Origin of the sequence: Paracoccus binzhouensis (assembly GCF_016446475.1) — a bacterium.
Lineage (GTDB): Bacteria > Pseudomonadota > Alphaproteobacteria > Rhodobacterales > Rhodobacteraceae > Paracoccus > Paracoccus binzhouensis.
Window position 1 is genome coordinate 1 of the sequence record NZ_JAEHFP010000054.1, and the last position, 20,954, is coordinate 20,954.

The following is a 20,954-nucleotide window of genomic DNA, read 5'->3' on the forward strand; positions in this document are numbered from 1 at the left end:
GTCACCGTCACGCCGGAGAACGATCCGCCGGTGGGTGAGGACGCATCCGTGACCACGCCCGAGGACACGCCGGTCAGCGGCACCGTCAGCGCGACGGATGTGGACGGCGACGACCTGACCTTCACGCTGGACGGCGGGCCGTCGAACGGCACCGTCACGGTGAACCCGGACGGCAGCTACGAATACGTGCCGAACGCCGACTACAACGGCCCCGACAGTTTCGACGTCGAGGTCAGCGACGGCAACGGCGGCACGACCACGGTGACGGTCGACATCACCGTTCTGCCGGTGAACGACCCGGCGACGATCTCGGGCGATACCGACGGCGCGGTTGTGGAGGCCGGCGGCGTCGCCAACGGCGATCCCGGCACGAGTTCCGCGAGCGGCACGCTGTCCGTGTCGGATGTGGACGCCGGTGAGGAGGTGTTCCAGACCCCGGCCGATCTCGAGGGGACTTATGGCACCTTCTCGTTCGACCCGGCGACCGGCGCCTGGTCCTACCAGCTCGACAACGACCGCGCGGCGACCCAGTCGCTGAACGACGGCGATGTCGTGAGCGACACGCTGAGCGTGACCAGCCTCGACGGCACCGCCTCCGAGACCATCACCGTCACCATCACCGGCAGCAACGATGTGGCCGTGGTGACGGACGACACCGGCACCGTGACCGAGGATGACGACGCCGGCACCGACATTCTGACGACCTCGGGGCAGATCACCGTGACCGATGTCGACGACGGCGAGGATGTCTTCGACGACAGCAGCACCAGCTTCGCGTCGGGCAGCCATGGCGGCGCCTCCGCGCTTGGCTCTCTCGTCGTCCAGCCGGATGGCAGCTGGGTCTACGAGATCGACAACGACCTGCCCGAGGTGCAGTCGCTGGCGGTCGGTGCGACCATGACCGAGACGTTCGAGGTCACCTCGGCCGACGGCACCGCGACCAGCACGATCACGGTGACGATCGAGGGCAGCAATGACGACCCGGTGATCTCGGGCGATTCCACCGGCGATGTGGCCGATGACGGCGTGCTGATCGCGACCGGCGATCTGGATTTCACGGATATCGACATCGGCAACACGCACAGTTTCGCGGTCGAGGGGACGACCGGCGCCTATGGCACGCTCGTGGTCGATCCCGCCACCGGGCAATGGACCTATACGCTCGACAACGCCGATCCCGATGTCCAGGCCCTCGCCGACGGCGAGACCCTGACCGACGAGATCACCGTTCGGGTGACCGATAACGACGGGGGTTTCGACGAGCAGGTGGTGACCATCACCATCACCGGCACGAATGACGCGCCGGTGATCGACGCGGGGTCTGAAGTGACCGGCACCGTGACCGAACTGGCCGATGGCGACCCCGACGAGAACACCGCCGAGCACAGCCAGACCGGCACCATCACGGCGAGCGATATCGACAACGGCGACAGCCTGGCGGCCTCCTTCGTGCCGGACGGCGCCGGCTATCTCGGCAATTTCTCGCTGGGCCCGATCGACCCGACCACGGGTGAATTCGACTGGACCTTCACCGTGGACGATGCCGATCTCGACGGGCTCGGCGCGGGGGATGTGCTGACGCAGGACTACACGGTCACGATCACCGACGCCGACGGGGCGATCGACACGGTGACCGTGACGGTCACCATCAACGGCGCCAACGACCGGCCCGAGCCGGAGGACGACAGCTCGCTGACCGCGATGGACGTGGCCGCGGTGCTGAACGTTCTGGCCAACGACAGCGACGCCGACGACGGCGAGACCGCCACTCTGGCGGTGACCATGGTCGACGGCCAGGCGATCGTGCCGGGCGGCAGCGTCACCCTGACCGACGGCAGCGGCACCGTGTCGCTCAGCGGTCTGGGCGAGCTGACCTTCACCCCGGCGTCCGGCTTCACCGGCCAGGTGACGATCGCCTACACCGTCGACGACGGCAGCGGCACGTCCAACGCCACGGCGAGCGCCGACTGGGTCGTCAACGTGGCCGGCGTGGATATCGTCGACGATTCGAGCCGCGACGCGCCGGGCGTGAGGGATGACGTCCTGTCCAATGTCGACGACCTGACGCAGGTGCAGATCGACGGCCTCGCGGCGCCGGGCGGCTCCGTGACATCGCTGGTCATTTCGGACGGCACCAACAGCGTGACCGTTCCGCCGGCCAGCATCATCGTGCAGCCGGACGGCAGCTATTCGGTCACCGCCGATCTGAGCGGGCTGGACGACGGCACGCTGACCGTGACCGCCGGCATCGAGGATGCGAGCGGCGCCACCACGACGACCAGCGACACGATCCTGAAGGACACCGTCACCGAGGTGACGATCGACCCGATCCTGGTGGTCGACGGCGTCGCGCCGACGATCACCGGCACGTGCGAGCCGGGCGCGAGCACGGTCACCGTCACGGTGAACGGCACGGAATACGACGCCGTGGTCGACCCCGCGGGCACCTGGAGCCTGACGCGGCCCGGCGCGCTCGGCACGGATGATCTGGAGGTCTCGGCCGAAGCCACCGACGTCTACGGCAACACCAATACCGACGACCGCACCGTCACGGGGCTGACGATCACCGACGCGGAGACGGGCCTGCCCGTCGACATTCTGGTGTCGGAAACCGGCCTTCCGGACGGCTCGGCCCCGGCCAGCGGCGCGCAGACCGCCAGCTCGACCTTCGCGCTCGGCGACACCTCCGAGCTGAGCGAGGTCGTGATCGGCGGCTCGGTCTCGGGCAGCGGGCTCGGTGGCGGCACCACGGTGACGCTGGCGCAGCTTCAGAACGCCGGGACCGTGCCGGTGAACGTGTCGACCGAATACGGCACGCTGACCATCACCGGCTATGACGCCGGGACGGGCACGATCACCTATAGCTATACGATCGACACGAGCACCGAAGATCACAGCGCCGCCGGTCAGGACGTGGTGTCCGAGACGATCCAGGTCGCCGTGGTCGAGACCGATGGCGACATCCGCGTGGACCGTCTGGTCGCCGGGGTCGAGGACGACGTGCCCGGCACCCCGGTGGACGACACGCCGGTGTCGACCGTCGAGGGCGGCGCCGCGGTCGGTTCCGCCAGCGGCGGGGCGAACCTCCTGGCCAATGACGAGCTGGGCGCCGACGGCGGGCGGGTGCATCAGGTCACCTATACCGACCGGGCCGGCAACAGCGCCACGGTCACCGTGGCCGAGGGCGGATCGCAGACCGTCGAGACGCTTTATGGCGAGCTGACCGTCAACAGCGACGGCAGCTGGAGCTATACCCCGCTCGACACCGTCAACCACGTGCAGCCCACGAACGACACCGAGCTGCGCGACGATTTCAGCTATAGCACCATCGACGGCGACGGCGACGTTTCCGCCGGTTCGGCCACGCAGCAGATCACCGTGACCGATACGGTGCCGCTGTTCGGCACGCCCGACACCGCCTCGATCGACGAGGAACATCTGGCCGTCGGCAGCAACCCCGACCCGGCCTCGCGCGAGGTGACGGGCAGCCTGAACCTGACACCGGGCGAGGACAGCCTCGACGTTCGCCTGACCACGACGACCCCGCCGGTGGGGCTGCAATCGGGCGGCGTGGATCTGCGCTACGTGCTCTCGGGCGACGGCCATACGCTGACCGCCGACACGGGCCCGGGCACCGATGCGGTCTTCGTCGTCACGCTGACCGATCCCACCGATGCCTCGGCCGGCTATTCCTTCGAACTGCTGCGTCCGCTGGACCACGGGGCCAATGCCACCATGGACCTGACCTTCGATGTCGAGGTCACCGACAGTGACGGCGACACCGACACCGCCAGCTTCGACGTCGAGGTGGTCGACGACAGCGCGCTCGCCACGCTGGGCGCGGAGATCGACGAGGACGTGGGCGTCTTCACCGCCAACATCTCGGCCGATGCGACCTCGGGCAACACCGTCGTCAACCAGGGCGGCATCGACCTGAGCGGCACCCCGGTTGCCGGCGGCATGGCCTACAAGACCGAGCACGGCACCGTCACCATCGGCGACGATGGCGAAATGACCTATGTGCCCGACCCGAACTATAGCGGGCAGGAGGTCTTCTCGATCGTCACCCAGGACGATGGCACCGCCAGCACCACGGTGGTGACGATGGATGTCACGCCGGTCGCGGATGCGGCGACCGTCGCGGTCGCGGATGCCGAGGTGAATACCGTCGAGGATACGGCGGTCGCCCTGGGTCTTGTCGCGCCGGTCATCACCGATGACGGCAACGGCACCGGCAACAACACCACGCCCGAGCGGATCGGCGTGATCACCCTGAGCGGCTTCCCCCTCGGCTCGGTCCTGACCTGGCCCGGTGGTGGCAACCTCACCGTCGGAGACCCGGCGGGGGTGGTCACGATCGGACTCACCGATACCGGGCTGAGTGTGACCGGCACCACAGGCATGGTCTCCATGAGCGCGGCGGATTTCGAAGCGCTGATGGTGACGCCGCCGCCGCATTCTTCGGACAATTTCGAAATCACCTACAAGGTCACCAGCTACGAGGTCGACGGCGCAGGCGACCGGCTGACCGGGATTGCCGGCGCCGAAAGCGAAGAGTCCGTGACGGTCTATGTCCAGGCCGCGACCGATCCGGCGACGCTGACCTTCGACACCGCCCTGGTCCTGGCCGATCTCGACAACGCCTCGCAGCTGAGCTTCATCAGCGGCACCGAGGCCGAGGTGTCCGTGGCCGAGGATGAAACGATCAACGTCGCGCAGATCCTCGAGGCGAGCTTTGCCGATCTCGACGGCAGCGAGGTCCGCTCGTTCACGATCACCAACGACAGCGGGCACGACATCGTGGTCAACGGCACGACCGTGCCGGCCGGGGGGACGTTCACCGTCCCCGCGCCCGACCTGAGCGACAGCACGACCGGCTTCCCGGCGATCAACATCGGCGGCACCGCTGATTTCAGCGGCACCCTGAGCGGCATCAAGATCACGCTGAACGCGCAGGACGTGGACCAGGACGGCTATTGGAACGGCACCGCCGAGGTGGGCGGGCCGACCAACGGCCTGGCCGAGGTCGACACCAGCGACAACACCGTCACGCTGAACCTGAACGTCACCCCGGTGGCCGATGACGTGCGTGTCTCCGATGTCGAGGGCGACGAGGACAGCGCGATCAGCTTCCTCTCCGGAATCTCCGTGACCGACACCAGCGGCGGCACCTCGGACGGCGGCTCCGAGGTCATCACCGAGGTCTCGTTCGACATCCCGACCGGCTGGACCCTCGGGGCGTCGAGCGTCGTGAACGGTGCGACGGCCACGACCGGGCAGCTCGGATCGACCTACACGATCACCTTCACCGCCGGCACCGAGGCCGAGCGCGAGGCCTATCTCGACGGTTTCACCCTCACCCCGCCCGCCCATGACAGCACGGATACCACGATCGCGCTGACGATCACCACGCAGGACTCCGTGCTGCTCGCCGGCGATGTGGTGCTGACGACGGACACGGCGACGCAAACGCACGATGTCGAAGTGACGGTGAACCCGGTGGCCGAGCGGGTCGGCACCGACACGGACGGCGACACCGTCGCCGACCTGACCATGACGGCGGGCGTCAACTACACGACTGCGGCGACGGAAGACGAGTGGTTCGACCTCAACAGCGACGGTTTCGACCTTGGCGCTGGTTGGAGCAACCAGGATGCGGGCGAGGAGACCTTCGCCCGGCTGACCCCCGAGCTGCTCGCCGGCGACGGCAATCCCACCAACGCCATCGGCTCGGAATTCCGCTGGGTCGAAGGCGGCGAGGTGAAGACCGCGGTCTATAGCGGCACGCCCATCGACGTGCCGGTCAGCGCGCTCGGCACGCTGGAATTCCGCGCGGTCGAGAACTTCTCCGGGCAGTTCCGCATCAGGGTGCAGGCGCATACCGTCGACACCGACGACAACGGCGGCACCACGGCCAGCGCAACCAGCGGGGAGGCCTGGCTGGACAACCTCGTGGTCGCGCCGAAGGCCGACGAAGTGACCCTGGCCCTCGCGGCCCGCACGCAGGGGCGCGAGGATACCGACATTCCGCTGTCGATCCGTCCGACCAGCTCCGACCCGTCGGAGGTCTTCGAAGTCACCATCTCCGGCATCCCCGCCGGCGCGGTGGTGACCTATGGCGGCACGGAACTGACGGTGGTCGGCGGCAGCGTGACCATCGAGAACTTCGACGCCTCGACCCTTCTCACCCTGCGTCCGCCGCTGAACAGCAACGAGGACTTCGACCTGAGCGTGACCGCGCAGTCGGTCGACAGCGTGATGATCGGCGGCACGCTGCTCACCGACCGCTCCCCGGAAATCACGCTCGACATGCATGTCGAGGTGCGGGGCGTGGCCGACGAGGCCGATGTGTCGGTGACGCCGCAGGTCTATTCCGAGGCCCTGGTGGATGCCGGCGCTGAGACGGTGAAGCTCTCCGATCTGGTTTCGGTTGGCCTGACCGATGGCGACGGCTCCGAGGTTCTGACCATGCGGGTCACCGGCCTGCCGGACGGGTTCGACCTGACCAACGCCACCCTGCTGACTGGCCCCGATGTCACCGGCGAGGACCGGGTCTGGGTGTTGCAGCAAACGCAGTTCGCCAACGCCGAGATCACGGTTCCCGCGAACCACAGCGGCGAGGTGAGCTTCGTGCTCGCGCCGGTCACGACCGAGAACGATGGCGCCTCGCTCACCGGCGTCCGCCAGGCCGTCAGCTTCACCGTGACGCCCTCGCCCGAGGCGACCGTCACCTCCGCGGCGGTGATCGCCGAGGACACGCTGCAATCCATCGGCTTCGGCATCGTCCACCAGTACGGCGACACCGACGAGACGCTCGATTCGGTGCGCATCCTCGCCTCCGATCTCGACGGGGCGGACTTCACGCTCTACCTCGGCGCACCGGGCTCGGAGCAGCCGCTGACCTCGGTCCTGTCGCCCGTCGATGTGGGCGGTGTGCTTTATTACGAGTTGACCGCGGCGCAGGCCGAAACGCTGTCGGCGCAGGGCGCGCCCCATCTCGACGGGGCGCTGGGCGGGTTCGATCTGCTCTACAAGATCACCGACCCGGGCGACGGCAGCGTGGCCGCGGTCACGAGCGACTGGCTTCCGGGTCGGCTCGATCTGACCGCGACTCCGGTGACCGACGCGCCGGTTCTGTCGATCCAGGGCGTCGATGTCGGCGCGGGCGGGGGCTCTGCCTCCGGCACCAGCGTGACGGTCGAAACCCCCGGAACGCCGGTCACGCTTGATCTCAACATCGCGAGCCCCGACAGCGACGGCAGCGAACATGTGGTTCGCGTCATTCTCGAGGGCGTGCCTGACGGCGTGACCGTCGAGGGGGCCGAGCTTTCGGGCGCGAACACCTGGATCTTGATCTACGAAGGGGGGGACGCGCTGCAGATCGGCGATGCCGGCGGCTATGTCCTGCCGGTGACCTTCGGCGTCAGCGGCATCGCCGGCGGGCTGGCCGATGCGCCGATCACTGTGATCGTGCAGACCCAGGACCGGGGCGACGTCCCCGGCACGGCGACCGAGGTGCTGGAAGACCGCACCCAATGGACGCTGACGACCACCTTCCTGCCGGGCGAGGGCGAGGTGCCGCCGACCATCGAGACCTGGGAATACAACGGGAGCAGCTCCACCGAAGACCTGAGCTTCGCGCTGTCCGAACGGGTCGATGCGGAATTGTCCGTGGCGATCCCCAGCACGGTCTCGAGCGTCCTGACCGTCACCATCACCGACCTGCCCCCGGGCAGCCAGGTGTCGGGCATGGTGCGCACCGTGGTCGACGGGCAGGAGGTCTGGACGGCCTCGACCGCCACCGCGCCGGGCGACGATACCGCCGCCGCGCAGGCCAAGCTCGACGCGCTGATGGACAGCATCATCATCGAGCTGCCCGAGCATGCGAACGACAACAACCTCGGTGAGCCCTTCACGCTGAACGCCACGCTCTCCGCGGCGATCGCCGGCGGCGGGCGCTCCAACACGGCCTCGCTGACGGACGACATCCCGGTCGCGCCGGTGACCGATCCGGCCGTGGTGTCCATCGTGCTCGGCGCGGCCGATGCCGACGGCGCCCTGACCGAGTCGGATACGGAAATCCCGCTGACCGTGACGGTAACCAACCCGGCCGATGGCGCTGCGGGCTCGGTGCTCGGCGATCTCTACTTGCAGATCGACGGAACCAACGGGCTGGGCGCGGGCACGCTGACCATCGGCGGCGTCGACTATGCGCCGCAGGCGATCAGCGGCGTGGAGGGGATCCCGAACGGCACCTATTACGTCGTCCCCGGCGTCACCATGGACGGGCCGTTCGACATGGTCTTCACCCCCGATGTGATGACCGAGGGCAGCGTCACCGTCGACGCCTGGGTCCGCAATATCGAGACCGGCGCGACGGCCGTGACCTCGACCGGCTCGACCACCCTGCCGGTTGCGATCAGCAACGACGGCGTCAGTCTGGACGTTACCGGCCCGTTCTACGGCAACGAGGCGGCCGACAGCGAGGCGGCCTCGCGCATCCCGCTGGATCTGTCGGTGTCGCTGAGCGATGACGACGGGTCGGAGGCGATCGGGACGGTTCTGCTCAGCGGCTTGCCGGAGGGCTTCCTCGTCTATACCGGCGACACCGCGGGCACGGCGACGCTTGCCGTCAACGCGGGCGGCAGCGGCGGGCTGAACACCTGGGTGCTTGCCGGCGAGGGCGAGAGCATGCCGGCCCATATCTCCATCCTGCCGCCGCGCAACTGGAGCGGGACGCTCAGCGATCTCGAGCTTCTGGTGAAATCCGGCGAGACGACGCTGAGCGAGGAGCGGGTCGATATCCTGCCGATCGGTGACGTGGTCGTGTCGCCGGTGGCGAACGGGATCGAGCTGACCGCGACCAACTCCTTCGGCGTGGAAGGCGCGATCGTGTCGCTGAACATGAACGCCTCGATGGACGACTTCCAGGACGCTTCCGTCCCGGGGGCGCCCGACGAGAGCCAGGAGACGGTTACGCTGGAGCTGACCGGGCTCGGCGCCTATGCGTCCTTCTACATCGGCACGACGCTGATCGAGAGCGGCGTGAGCTACGATCCCGGGACCGAGACCTACACGCTGACCGGGCTCAGCCAGTCCGACCTCGACAACCTCGGGGTTCGCCAGGCGGCCGCCGCGCTCGACGATCAGGACGGCGGCACCGCCGGCATCCAGATCGCCGTGACGGCGCGCACCGTGGACGGGACGGACGTCTCGGCGCCGCAAAGCAGCAGCATGACGCTGAACCTGAGCGCCCAGGTGCCGAGCACCGGCGATGACAGCCTGATCTGGACCGGCAACGCGATCAACGGGCGCGCCGGCGAGGATACGGTGGTCTTCCGCCAGGGCGAGTCCCTGACCGGGGCGGAGCTGGGGGCGCAGCTGAGCAACATCGAGACGCTCGATCTGGGCATCGCCGGGGCCAACGGCATCAGCGATCTGACGCCCGAAGAGGTCGCCGCCATGACCGATGGCGACAACCTGCTGACGATCCGCGGGTCGGCGGAGGACAGCGTGACGCTGTCGGGCGACTGGGTCGACAATTTCGACGGCACCTATACCGGCTCGCTGGCCGGCGGTGGCTCGGTCACGCTGACCGTCGAGGATGCGGGCGTCACCATGCCGCCGAGCGGGTTCGCGGCCTTCTTCTCGAGCGCCTCGTTCATGAGCTTCGGCCTTGCCTCGCTGGAGGAAGGCCCGGCGCCGCAGCAGGACACGCCCGAGGGCGAGACCGTCGCTCTCGACGAGGTTCTGGCAACGGGCACGCCGGAGGAAGACCTGACCGCCGGTCTGCCCGAAGAGACGGTTGCGGTTGCGGTGGCGCAGGCAGACGGTGGCGACACGGCCGAGCCGATCGCCCCGCCGCCGGCATCGGCGCTGGAAGACGATCTGCTGTCCAGCCCAGTGTACGAGGTCTAGGCCGGTGGCACTCGCAGCCGCAGACGAGGGACCAGCCCCGGGGGGGAACACCCCGCACCGGGGCTGGAGCGATGCTGTCTTGCGCGTGGCCGCGCATTACCGCATCGCCGTCTCTCCCGAGCGGCTTCGGCTGGACCTCGCCTGGGCTTCCGAGGCGGACCCTCTGGGCGGGCTTGCCCGCTCGGCCGGCCTGTCGCTTCGGGAGGCCGATCCGCGCGTGCCGGCGATCTCGGGGCTGCGCCTGCCGCTCGTCGCCGAACTCGACGGGGGCGACATTGCCGTCGTCGAGCGCGAGACGGCGGAGGGGTTCGGCATCGTGCTGGCGGGCGACGGCGGGCTCGAAACGCCGATCTCGCGCGAGGAACTGAGCGCGCGCCTGCGCCGGCTCTTCGTGCTGCGCCCGGTTTCCGGCCGCCCCGACCGCCGCGTCGACGAGTATGTCGCGCCCTGGCGGCCGGACTGGCTGCGCAGCATCGCGCTGTCGGACATGCGCGCCTATCATACCGTCATGGTCGCCTCGCTGGTCTCGAACGTCCTCGCGCTGGCGGGCACGATCTTTGCCATGCAGGTTTACGACCGGGTGGTGCCGGGCCAGTCGATGAGCACGCTCTGGGTGCTGTTCATCGGCGTGATGATGGCCACCTTCTTCGGGCTGGCCATGCGCATCGCGCGGGGACGGATCTCGGACGCGGCCGGCAAGGTGGCGGATCTGCGCATTTCCGACCGCGTGTTCGGTCATGCGCTGCGCGTTCGCAACATCGCGCGGCCACGCTCCACCGGCACCTTCATCTCGCAGGTCCGCGAGCTGGAGCATGTGCGCGAGATGATGACCTCGACCACGGTCGCCGCCATCGCCGACGTGCCGTTCTTCCTGCTGTTCTGCGCGCTTTTCCTCTATATCGCCGGGTCGCTGGTCTGGATCCCCGTCGCCGCCATGGTGCTGCTGGTGGTGCCCGGCCTTCTGGCGCAAAAGCGCCTGCGCCGGCTGGCGGAGGCCAACACCCGCGAAAGCTCGCTGCGCAGCGCCATGCTGGTCGAGGCGATCCAGGGGCTTGACGATATCAAGTCGCTGCAGGCCGAGGCGCGGTTCCAGGCGCTGTGGAACCATTACAACGAGACCACCGCCGGCTCCTCGATGGAGCTGCGCGATCTGGTGAACCAGCTGTCGTCCTGGGCGCAGACAGTGCAGGGCGGCGTGTTCGCGGTGGTGATCTTCTTCGGTGCGCCGCTGGTCATGGCCGGGGACATGAGCACCGGCGTGCTGGTCGCCGCCTCGATGCTGTCGTCGCGGATGCTGGCACCGCTGGCCTCGGTCACGCAGATCCTCAGCCGCTGGCAACAGGGGCAGGTGGCGCGCCGCGCGCTGGACGGGCTGATGGCCTTGCCGGTCGATGTGGCCGCCGAGGAGCAACGCATCCACCGGCCGGTGGTGCACGGCGATTTCCGTCTCAGCGAGGCGGTCTTCGGCCACGATCCGAAAACCCCGGCCCTCAAGGTCGCGCGCCTGACCATCGCCCCCGGCGAGCGCATCGCCATCCTGGGCCGCAACGGTGCCGGCAAGTCGACGCTCCTAGCCGGTCTCGCCGGGCTCCTGGAGCCGCTGGCCGGGGAAATCCGCGTCGATGACGTGGTGATGGGGCTGATCGACCCGGCCGACCTGCGCCGCGACATCGGCCTGATGGGGCAGGGTGCCCGGCTGTTCCACGGGACGCTGCGCGAGAACCTGACCCTCGGCGCGCCGGAGGCGAGCGACGAGATGATCCTCGGCACGCTCGGCCGGATGGGGCTTGCCGATTTCGTGCAGCGCCTGCCCGAGGGGCTGGACCATCCGGTGCAGGAGGGCGGGCTGGGCCTGTCCGGCGGTCAGAAACAGGGCCTGCTGCTCGCGCGGCTTTTGCTGCGACGGCCGAATGTGCTGCTGCTGGACGAGCCGACGGCGTCCTTCGACGAGGTGTCGGAGGCGGCGGTGATCGACATGCTGGGCCGGCTCGACCGGCATGTCTCGGTGATCGTGGCGACCCACAGGCCGGCGATGCTGCGCATCGTCGATCGGTTGATCGTGGTCAACAACGGCGCGATCGTCATGGACGGCCCCAAGGATCAGGTGCTGGCACAGCTGCGCACCGGGCAGGCGGCGGCATGACGGGCGTGCTGGTCATGGGCGAGCACCGCCCGACCGCGCGTGCCGAGCGCCGCTTCGTCTGGCTGGTCTTCGTCATGCTGGCGCTCTTCGTCGGCTGGGCCTGGTATTTTCCGCTGGTCGAGGTGTCGCGCGGCCAGGGCACGGTGGTGCCGAGCTCGCGCGAGCAGCTGATCCAGTCGCTCGACGGCGGGATCGTGGCCTCGCTCTTCGTTCGCGAGGGCGACATCGTCGAGGCGGGCGAGGTTCTGGCCCGGCTCGACGCGACGCGCTCGGTTTCCAACTTCGACGAGGCGGCGGCGCGCTATCACGGTGCGATCGCCGCCGCCGCGCGCCTGCGGGCGGAGCTCGACGATGCCGAGACGGTGGCCTTTCCGGCCGCGCTCGAGGCCGCCGAGTTCGCCCAATTGCGGGCCAACGAGCTGGCTCTGTTCCAGTCCCGCCGGGCCAGCCTGGAGGAATCCCTGGCGGGCCTCACCAAGGACCTTGAGCTCATCCGCCAGGAACTGGCCATCGCCGAGAAGCTGCAAACGAGTGGTGCGACAAGCCGTGTCGAGGTTATCAAGCTCCGGCGAGAGGCTGCCCAGACCGAACTGGAGATCGCCCGCCTGCGCGCCGATTCCCGGGTCAAGACCGGCGAGGAACTGCAGAAGGTCAATGCCGAGGCCGAAGTGCAGGCATCTATTATGCGCGGCCGCTCCGACCAGCTCGAACGACTGGTGTTTCGTGCGCCGATGCGTGGCATCGTCAAGGACATCGCCGTTACGACCATTGGCGGCGTCATTCCGCCCGGCGGGCAACTCATGACCATCGTTCCGCTCGATGACAAGCTGCTGGTCGAGGCCCGCATCTCGCCGCGTGACATCGCCTTCATCCATCCGGGACAGGAAGCGCTGGTCAAGATTTCAGCCTACGACTACGCGATCTACGGTGGTCTCAAGGGGGAAGTGGTCACCATCTCCCCCAACACAATGCGCGACGAGGTGAAGCCCGATCTGGTCTATTACCGCGCCTACATTCGTACCGACGAAGACTATCTTGCCAATAAGGCCGGAAAGCACTTCCCGATCGTGCCCGGCATGATCGCTACAGTCGACATCCGAACCGGGGAAAAAACCGTCTGGCAGTACCTGATCAAGCCCTTCAACCGGGCGCAGGAGGCACTGCGTGAGCGCTAATCCCGTTCTACAACTACAACATCCATTCTCGATGAGAGGTCCCAAATGACACCGTGGTCTGGCCAGCGCGCCGCTCTGCAGCGGCTTGCCGTTATCGCTATTGCTTCATTGTGTGTGTCGACGGCTCAGGCGAGCGCACAGCTCAATGAGGTCAATCCCCGCGTCGGTTTCACGTCGGTTTCAAAGGCGTATCCCGACATGGACGCGCGCTATGTGCGCATTGGGACGCCGCGCACGATCGAGCAGGTTCGCAGCATCGCTGTCGGCCAGTCCAAGGTCGAGATACAGGCGGCTCTGGGCCGACCTGCTGTTCGCAATGGGGATGGCTCCTTCGAATTCCACCTTTCCCTTCCGCTGACCGGCAGGGACCGGCTGATCTGCCAGTACCGCGTCTTCTTCGACAATGGGGGCAACGTGTCCAGAGCAGTGTGGCGGCGTCCACAGTGTGCAGATCTCGTCGCAGGCAATCGGAACTGAGCGAAGAATGAACACGCTCCAACTCCCAGCACGACGGAAGGGCCGCCTCAAGGCAGCGACAGCCATTGCCGCATGCATGCTACTTGGCGGATGTGTTGGCCTGCCAGACGCTGGGGGCACCGAAGCAGCTATCATCGAGAAGGCAGCCACGATGCCGGCACTGACGCCCGCCGAAGGTGCAGAGGTGAAGGCGGTGGCACGCAACGGATTGCTCATCAGTCCTTCGGTGCGTCAGGCTGCGAGCGTGATTTCTGCAAGTGCTGACCAGGTTCGCGTACAACGGGCAGCACTGTTCCCCAGTCTTTCACTTTCCGGAGGCGCCGGAGTGGGAACAGAGGGCAACAGGAATCCGAGTGTTGAGCTGACTGGAACGCAAATGCTGTTCGATGGCGGCAGAACAAAACGCGCGATCCAGCTGGCGGATTTCGACCTTCAGATAAACTACATCGCGTTCCAGAAGGCGGTGGACGATGCATTGCTCGAGGTTCTACAGGCCTATGACAATGTTCAGCTTCAGAGCGAGCTGCTCGCTGTCTATGAAAAGCAGCTGAAGGCGCTGACGCAGCTGGATGGACTTGTCGCCGATCGTGTCAAGAATGGTGCGGCCACATCAAGTGACCGTCTCGAGACCCGCAAACGGGTTCAGTCGGCCGCATTCCTGGTTAATGACACCCAGCTCGCGCTGGCTGAGGCCCGTGACCGTCTGACCCTTCTCACCGGACAGCCGAACGGCGGTCGTGTACAGCTCGCAACCACGAGCTGCGCGGCATTCGGAGAAACCGACGATCTGCGCATGGCGCGCCTGGAACAGGCACGCGCCCAGCTCGCTCTACAGAAGGCCGAGAGTGAGAAAAACCCGCGAATTGCGCTGAAACCGGTGATTGGCGGAGAGCTGGGCGTTAACAAGCTTCCGCTTGGGGTCAACCTCGATGTCCAGTCTGACGTGCTCCAGGGCGGTGCGTTGACCGCCAAGGCCAATGCTGCGCGCAACCAGCTCGCCGCAGCCGATGCCAAACTCGCGGCTGTGCTGCTGGAGGATGGTCTGGCCGAAAATGCTCTGTTGCGTTCACTGTCAACCGCGGACAAGAAAATGGCCATGCTCCAGCGGCAGATCAGCCTGCTGGAGGAGACCCGCAAGCTTTACCGAAGCCAATACTTCGACATGGGAAAACGGCAGATTTCGGAGCTACTCGACAACGAGGAAGAGTATTACAGCCGGCAGGCAGAAATGGCGCAGGTGCGCTCTGATCTCAGCCAGAGCAAGGCCAGGTGCGCGGTTCGTAGCAGGGTGCTGCGGCAGGAAATGGGTGTCAGCGGCAACAGCATCTATGGCTTCCCGCTGTCGACGGATCTCATCTGAAATTATTACCAGCCATCCGGGCGTAACCGGAGGGCTGGTCCCGACGATCGATACGCATCTGGGTTGCCTCCGCCTTGTTCCACCTTCGCGCCGCGTTAAGGTATACATGTTGATTTCCGTCGAGACGTGACCCGGCTTTTCCACCGAGAACTGACCCACCTTTAGATTATGCGAAGCGGGTCATGTTTGGGTCAAACGAGATGAATGAAGCCACGGTGCGCCAGCTCCATCGATGCGAGTTCATGGAGGGGGCGCAGAACATCGTGCTCATCGGTGGGCCCGGCTGTTGATTTCCGTCGAGACGTGACCCGGCTTTTCCACCGAGAACTGACCCACCTTTAGATTATGCGAAGCGGGTCATGTTTGGGTCAAGTCATCGCAGCCTCCTTCTTTTTTCGGGCGGCTGCTTCGGTGCTGGCTTTGAAGCGGAAGCTGTCGTTACCGGTTTCCAAGATATGGCAACGGTGAGTAAGCCGATCGAGCAGCGCCGTTGTCATCTTCGCATCGCCGAAGACCGTGGCCCATTCGCTGAAGCTGAGATTTGTGGTGATGATGACGCTGGTGCGTTCGTAAAGCTTGCTCAGCAGATGGAAGAGCAGTGCGCCGCCTGAGGCGCTGAACGGCAGGTAACCCAGCTCGTCGAGGATCACGAGGTCGAGGCGCACGAGGGTCTCGGCAAGCTGGCCTGCCTTTCCCTTCGTCTTTTCCTGCTCAAGCGCGTTGACCAATTCGATGGTCGAGAAGAACCGCACCTTGCGGCGGTGATGCTCAATGGCCTGGATGCCAAGCGCGGTCGCAACATGGGTCTTTCCGGTGCCGGGCTGTTGATTTCCGTCGAGACGTGACCCGGTATCCGGCAAAATTTTCATTGAGAATTGACCTGTCGCGTAGCCCTTAATTGTGGGATGAAAAATCCAACGAAATCAACGGCTGTGCTTTGCCCTTAAATATGAGATTTTGCCTTTAATTCCGATATTTTTGCCCTTAAACCTGAGACAGGGTTCGCAGCTTCGTATGGCAAATATTGATGGATGATGATCGCGAAGACTCCGTTGCCGCTGGTGCTGAGGAGGCGCGCAGGGCGGCCGTTCTGCGTCCGCTTGTTCATGCATATCTCAAAGGAACTGGCAGTCTGGAAAGTGGCATCAATGATGCTGTTTGGGAGCTTGGTGTCAGCAGGGCGACTGTCTGGCGCTGGATAAAGCGTCTGGCCGAAGAGGGTGGGCGCACCAGCGCTCTGGTACCGCGGAAACGGGGCCGCCCGACTGGTACAACCTTGATATCCGGCAAGGTGGAAGCGGTGATTGAAGAACATCTTCGCCGTTATTTCTTAAGGCGGGAACGTCCAAGCCTGTCGCGCGTCGTGACAGAAATTCGCAGCGCGTGCTGGCAGCAGGGCTTGCAACCGCCGACACGTCGGACGGTTCAGCGCAGGCTGGATGCAATAGATGCCCGCGAAATTGCCAAGGCACGCGAAGGCGCAAAGGCGGCCCGCCAGAAGTTTGCGCCGGTCGTAGGCGACAACAAGGCAAACCAGCCACTGGAGGTCGTGCAAATCGACCATACGCCTGCGGACATCATTCTCGTCGACAGTTTTGAACGCCAACCAATTGGGCGGCCTTGGGTCACGCTGGCGATCGACGTCGCAACGCGGATGGTGACCGGATATTACACCTCTCTCGAGGCACCTTCGCGTCTGTCGGTGGCGCTTTGCCTGACACAGGCTGCGGCCCCCAAGGCGGAACTTCTGGCGGAATTGGTGTGCAATGTTCCTTGGCCCGCGCAGGGTAAACCGCATAGGATCCACGTCGATAACGGGCGCGATTTCCGGTCGCAAGCCTTTCGGTCGGCATGTGCGGAATGGGGGATCGATCTGGTCTATCGGCCGCCAGGCAGTCCTCATTTCGGAGGGCACATCGAACGATTGATCGGCACGATGATGGGGGCCGTGCACCTGTTGCCTGGAACAACGCAATCCTCGGTCGTGGCCAAGGGCGACTATGACGCCGAGGGCATGGCCACGATGACCTTAAGCGACTTCGATCGCTGGTTTGCTCTGGAAATCTGCCGCTACAACAACAGCATTCATTCAAGTCTTGGCTGTACGCCCGTCGCCAAATGGGAGGCACTCTCAGCGGAAATGATGGGCGACATCCCCTTCGAGATGGAAGCTTTTCGGGTGAGCTTCTTGCCGAGCGAACTGCGTAAGGTCAGGCGTGACGGCATCCATCTGTTCCAGATACGGTACTGGTCGGATGCTCTTGCAGGCCACATTGGGCGCGGCGATGGGAAGGTGGTCGTTCGCTACGACCCTCGCGATATCTCAATGATCTGGGTCGAATTGGACGATGGCCGATATGTTGAGGCGCGTTACAGAAACTTGGAAATTCCGCCCGTGCCGCTCTGGGAATATCGCGAAGCCATGAGGAAGGCCCGTGCCCTTGGCAAATCCGGGTCCAATGAGTTGGTCTTGGCTGAGCTGATCCGACAGCAACGCCAGATCGAGTTTGAAAGCCGGGGCCTAACGAAGGCCGAACGCCAATCCCGTGAAAGAAAAGGGACATTGGAGGGCACCAACTCGGCTGTCTCGAAAACCGAAGGGCTGCGCCCGATCGACACGGGTGATACATCGCGCCCATTGTTCAAAGTGGAGAGATGGTGAATTGAGGGCAGGGACAACAGAGGAAGACGGTCGGATCGCCCTCATTCAATCGGATATCTGGATCGGCTTTCCGCGGGCCGAACAAGTTCTGGACCGTTTGCAGTGTATGATCGAAGCGCCAAGGCAAACCCGTATGCCTGGCCTTCTTGTGCATGGCGCATCCGGGATCGGAAAGACGATGATCGCCCGCAACCTGTCGCGCAGATATGCACCGGAATATGACCCAGCATCGGGAATTACGCGAACGCCGCTCTTGCTGTTACAAGCACCGCCAGCTCCCGACGAACGGCGGTTCTATCTGCACATCCTGGCGTCCGTCGGGGCACCGGCCACGGCACTGGGCGCGCGCGCTCAAAATGTGGCCTCCCTCGAAGTCCGTGTTGTTGCGCTTTTGCGCGACCTTGGCCTGCGGATGATCATGATCGACGAGGTCCACAACCTCTTGGCCGGGACCCACCGCGAACAGCGACGCTTTCTCAATGTTCTTCGTTATCTCAGCAATGAGCTCGAGGTGTCACTGGTCTGTCTTGGGGTCAGCGAGGCCGTCGACGCCATCCGTGGTGATATCCAGCTTGCCCGACGGCTGGACGAACATCACTTGCCAAACTGGCGCGACGATGCCGAGTTCTCGGACATGATCCAGACCCTTATTGCTGCCATGCCACTGGAAAAGAAGTCCAACCTGAAGGTCAAGTCACTCAAGCAGATACTTGCACTGACCGGTGGGGTGACCTCGCGCATTTTCGCCCTGATCAAGGATCTTTCCATCGACGCCATTGCAACAGGTGATGAATGCATCACCGATGACGCAATCGCAAAATGGACACCGGTTTGGTCGCGCCATGCGAACGGCAATCGGCGGCTCGAGAAGTCCGGGGTGTGAAGCCGCACCCGCTGCCAAAAACTGTCGCGCCGCTGCCAGACGAGTTGTTGTCAGGTTGGTTGTCTCGGTTGGCTGCGGCCAACTACTGTGATGACGCCGAACTGCTGGCTCATATCAAGATCGATACCGCGCATGGCACCGCCTTGGACTTCGGCATTGACGCGGTGGCGGCAGAGAAGATTGCCAGCGCTGCACGTGTCGCCCCAGACGTCGTGCGATCTTTGACCTTTCCAGCAATGACGCCACGAGAAGCCTCGCTGACGGCACAGATGCCATTCCAGCATTGCCCGCAATGCTCCCGAGAGGGCCTTTCGCTCAGGCATTGGAGGCGGGCCTGGGCATTCGACTGCCAGGTTTGCGGGACGAGACTTGTGCAGACGCTCGGCAAGGACGGTGGTGAACAGATGCCCGAAAAGCTGATAAATCGTGCGCGCCACGGCGCAGCGCGGCTTGAATACGCCGCGCGATTACGCAGTCTCAGGCAACTTCGGCGCGCAATGCGCGCGGTCACCTTTGCCATATCATTAAAGGCCTTCCGCGGAGATCCGGCATACGCTCTTCAGAGCCACAAACCAGAAGTGAGGCTGTTCGGCCTTGCTGCCATTGATGCCGCCCGATCACGTCCGCTGGTCAAAGCGGCCATCTCAAGCTCCGGCATCGACGACTATGCAAGGGTTGCTCTATTGCGCGCCTTCGAGAAAGAGCCACGTCTGCTTGTTGCGGTTGATCATATTGCGCAAAGGCGCGCAAGAAGCACAGGCCCGACGACAGCCGAATCTCGCAATTAAGGGCAAAAATTGTCGTCAAACGCGCCGCGTCTCAGAATTAAGGGCAACGCGACAGCCGTCCCGCCCTCCTCGATGTGATAGAGGTAGCGGGCGATGGCATCCACATGGATGCTCCCCGGAACAAGGCCTGCCCGCGCCTCCACCCGTTGCGGAAGAAATCGCGGATCGAGACCCCAGGGATTGGATACCTCCAGATCGAAGAAGGGTGGCGTGACCTCGGCATCTCATGCGCTCTTCTGCGCCTCGCTGGGCCAGCTATCGGCCAGAAGCGGCCCGGCAACAGGGGGCGAGAACAAGGCGGATGCGGTCATGATGAAATGGCGGCGCGTCAGGCCCGTCTTTCCGGCTGCGGTCATTGTTCCGGCTCCCGTGCATCAGAAACAAGCGAACTTAGCTGTTCCACGTCCACGACACCGGGCACAAGGGCGTCGCCGATCACGAAAGATGGCGTACCCGTGATGCCGAGGGCCTGCGCCAGGCGCATCGAGGATTCGATGTGTGCGTCGATCTCCGGCGCTTCCATATCGCGGCGCAATTGCGCGACGTCCAGGCCGATGTCTTCCGCGATCCGAAGGACGGACGACTCCTCGGCGCGGCCGCTCATGCCCATCAGCGCCCAATGGAAGTCTTCGTAAAGCCCCTGTTCGCGCGCGGCCAGCGCGGCACGGGCAGCAAACACCGACCCTTCGCCGAGGATCGGCCATTCACGATAGACAAGGCGAACATCCGGATCGGCGGCCAGCAGGGCCTCGATCTCGGGCTTGGCACGACGGCAATAGGGACAATTGTAGTCGAAGAACTCCACCACCGTGACATCGCCCTCCGGATTGCCCAGGACCGGCGCATTGGGGTCGCGTTCCAGCGTGTCACGTTCGCGGGAGAGGACCTCGGCTTGCGACGCCGCCTGGGCCTCGGCCTGCCGGGCTTCGAGGATCGCGACGGCCTCCATGACGATCTCGGGGTTTTCGCGGATCGTCTCAAGCACCAGCTCGCGCACCCTGTCCTCCGAGATGTCCTGCGCCGCTGCCTGCAAGGGCAGCGCAAGGAAAAGCGCCATCGCCATCATTGAAATGCAATTCTTCATGTCAATTTCCTCCGTTTGCCAGATCGGCGGCCGTGCGTTCGGCCTGCGCGGCGCGTTCGCGCTCGGGCCAGGTTGATTGGATGTAGGCGAGGATGTTCCAGATCTCGCGATCCGTCAGGACGTCGCCGAAACCGGGCATGCCGCTGTCGAATTCCACGCCTTGCCGGGCCAGGGCCTCGCGTCCGCCGAGTTTCGTGTATTCAAACAGCATCCGGTCGGGATGGTGCCATGTGTGCCCGGTTTCATCGTGAGGCGGCGCGGGCAGACGCCCATCCGCATCGGGGGTTCGCCAGTCCGGCTGTCCTTCGAGGTTGGCGCCGTGACAGGCGGCGCAGTTCTGGGCATAAAGCGCTTCGCCCTGCGCGATATCCACCGTCGCCGGCATCACCGGCACGGTGGTGTCCGTGGCGGTCTGCGGTGCGCCGCGCAGCGCCAGCCATGCCAAGGCCCCTGCAAGCCCAAGC

The 20,954-nt window shown here is 65.2% G+C and carries 10 protein-coding genes and 3 pseudogenes; 9 read left to right on the top strand and 4 right to left on the bottom strand.

The window, feature by feature from the left end:
- The 6 genes and pseudogenes from I9P22_RS13200 to I9P22_RS13225 form a co-directional block, all read left to right on the top strand.
- On the top strand, positions 1-9,918 hold a 9,918-nt coding region (locus I9P22_RS13200), incomplete at its 5' end, for a VCBS domain-containing protein (protein WP_199259953.1).
- A gap of 4 nt (positions 9,919-9,922) precedes the next feature.
- Positions 9,923-12,061: a type I secretion system permease/ATPase gene (locus tag I9P22_RS13205; protein WP_332909029.1), complete on the top strand. Its 2,139-nt coding sequence runs from the start codon at positions 9,923-9,925 to the stop codon at positions 12,059-12,061.
- The gene (locus I9P22_RS13210; protein WP_199259955.1) at positions 12,058-13,236 is read left to right on the top strand and encodes an HlyD family efflux transporter periplasmic adaptor subunit; all 1,179 of its coding nucleotides are present in this window, start codon (positions 12,058-12,060) and stop codon (positions 13,234-13,236) included. The genes I9P22_RS13205 and I9P22_RS13210 overlap by 4 nt, the downstream gene beginning before the upstream one ends.
- 45 nt (positions 13,237-13,281) lie before the next feature.
- Positions 13,282-13,713: a hypothetical protein gene (locus tag I9P22_RS13215; protein ID WP_199259956.1), complete on the top strand. Its 432-nt coding sequence runs from the start codon at positions 13,282-13,284 to the stop codon at positions 13,711-13,713.
- Positions 13,714-13,864: 151 nt separating this feature from the next.
- Positions 13,865-15,073 (top strand): TolC family protein, encoded by a 1,209-nt coding sequence (locus I9P22_RS13220; protein WP_199259957.1) that lies wholly within the window; start codon positions 13,865-13,867, stop codon positions 15,071-15,073.
- Positions 15,074-15,273: 200 nt separating this feature from the next.
- Positions 15,274-15,357 (top strand): annotated as a pseudogene (locus I9P22_RS13225) (ATP-binding protein); the annotation flags it as partial.
- Positions 15,358-15,441: 84 nt separating this feature from the next.
- Here I9P22_RS13225 and I9P22_RS13230 read toward each other — a convergent pair.
- A pseudogene (locus I9P22_RS13230) lies at positions 15,442-15,894 on the bottom strand (ATP-binding protein); the annotation flags it as partial.
- A gap of 206 nt (positions 15,895-16,100) precedes the next feature.
- On the opposite strand from I9P22_RS13230, the gene I9P22_RS13235 reads away from it, so the two are divergent.
- From I9P22_RS13235 to I9P22_RS13245, 3 genes are read left to right on the top strand one after another with little or no spacing between them, the layout of a single operon-like run.
- Entirely contained in the window at positions 16,101-17,735 is a 1,635-nt protein-coding gene (locus I9P22_RS13235; protein WP_199259958.1) for a Mu transposase C-terminal domain-containing protein, read from the top strand.
- A complete protein-coding gene (locus I9P22_RS13240) occupies positions 17,695-18,618 on the top strand; it encodes a TniB family NTP-binding protein (RefSeq protein ID WP_332909030.1) in 924 nt (307 codons plus the stop codon). The genes I9P22_RS13235 and I9P22_RS13240 overlap by 41 nt, the downstream gene beginning before the upstream one ends.
- Entirely contained in the window at positions 18,615-19,406 is a 792-nt protein-coding gene (locus I9P22_RS13245) for a TniQ family protein (protein ID WP_028095138.1), read from the top strand. The genes I9P22_RS13240 and I9P22_RS13245 overlap by 4 nt, the downstream gene beginning before the upstream one ends.
- A 23-nt stretch (positions 19,407-19,429) precedes the next feature.
- On the opposite strand, the pseudogene I9P22_RS24575 reads toward I9P22_RS13245, so the two are convergent.
- The 3 genes and pseudogenes from I9P22_RS24575 to I9P22_RS13255 form a co-directional block, all read right to left on the bottom strand.
- Positions 19,430-19,717: pseudogene (locus tag I9P22_RS24575) on the bottom strand (L,D-transpeptidase); the annotation flags it as partial.
- A gap of 41 nt (positions 19,718-19,758) precedes the next feature.
- On the bottom strand, positions 19,759-20,490 hold the full coding sequence (locus I9P22_RS13250; protein ID WP_199259960.1) for a DsbA family protein: 732 nt from the start codon (positions 20,488-20,490) through the stop codon (positions 19,759-19,761).
- Position 20,491: 1 nt separating this feature from the next.
- Positions 20,492-20,875 carry a c-type cytochrome gene (locus I9P22_RS13255; protein WP_233253382.1) on the bottom strand — a complete coding sequence of 128 codons (384 nt, stop codon included), beginning with the start codon at positions 20,873-20,875 and terminating at the stop codon, positions 20,492-20,494.
- Positions 20,876-20,954: the final 79 nt, after the last annotated feature.

What these genes read in the sequence shown, in the direction of transcription:
- I9P22_RS13210 (WP_199259955.1), top strand. Translation starts at nt 12,058, where the DNA reads ATGACGGGCGTGCTGGTCATGGGCGAGCACCGCCCGACCGCGCGTGCC.
- I9P22_RS13215 (WP_199259956.1), top strand. Translation starts at nt 13,282, where the DNA reads ATGACACCGTGGTCTGGCCAGCGCGCCGCTCTGCAGCGGCTTGCCGTT.
- I9P22_RS13220 (WP_199259957.1), top strand. Translation starts at nt 13,865, where the DNA reads ATGCCGGCACTGACGCCCGCCGAAGGTGCAGAGGTGAAGGCGGTGGCA.
- I9P22_RS13235 (WP_199259958.1), top strand. Translation starts at nt 16,101, where the DNA reads ATGGATGATGATCGCGAAGACTCCGTTGCCGCTGGTGCTGAGGAGGCG.
- I9P22_RS13250 (WP_199259960.1), bottom strand. Translation starts at nt 20,490, where the DNA reads ATGAAGAATTGCATTTCAATGATGGCGATGGCGCTTTTCCTTGCGCTG.
- I9P22_RS13255 (WP_233253382.1), bottom strand. Translation starts at nt 20,875, where the DNA reads ATGCCGGCGACGGTGGATATCGCGCAGGGCGAAGCGCTTTATGCCCAG.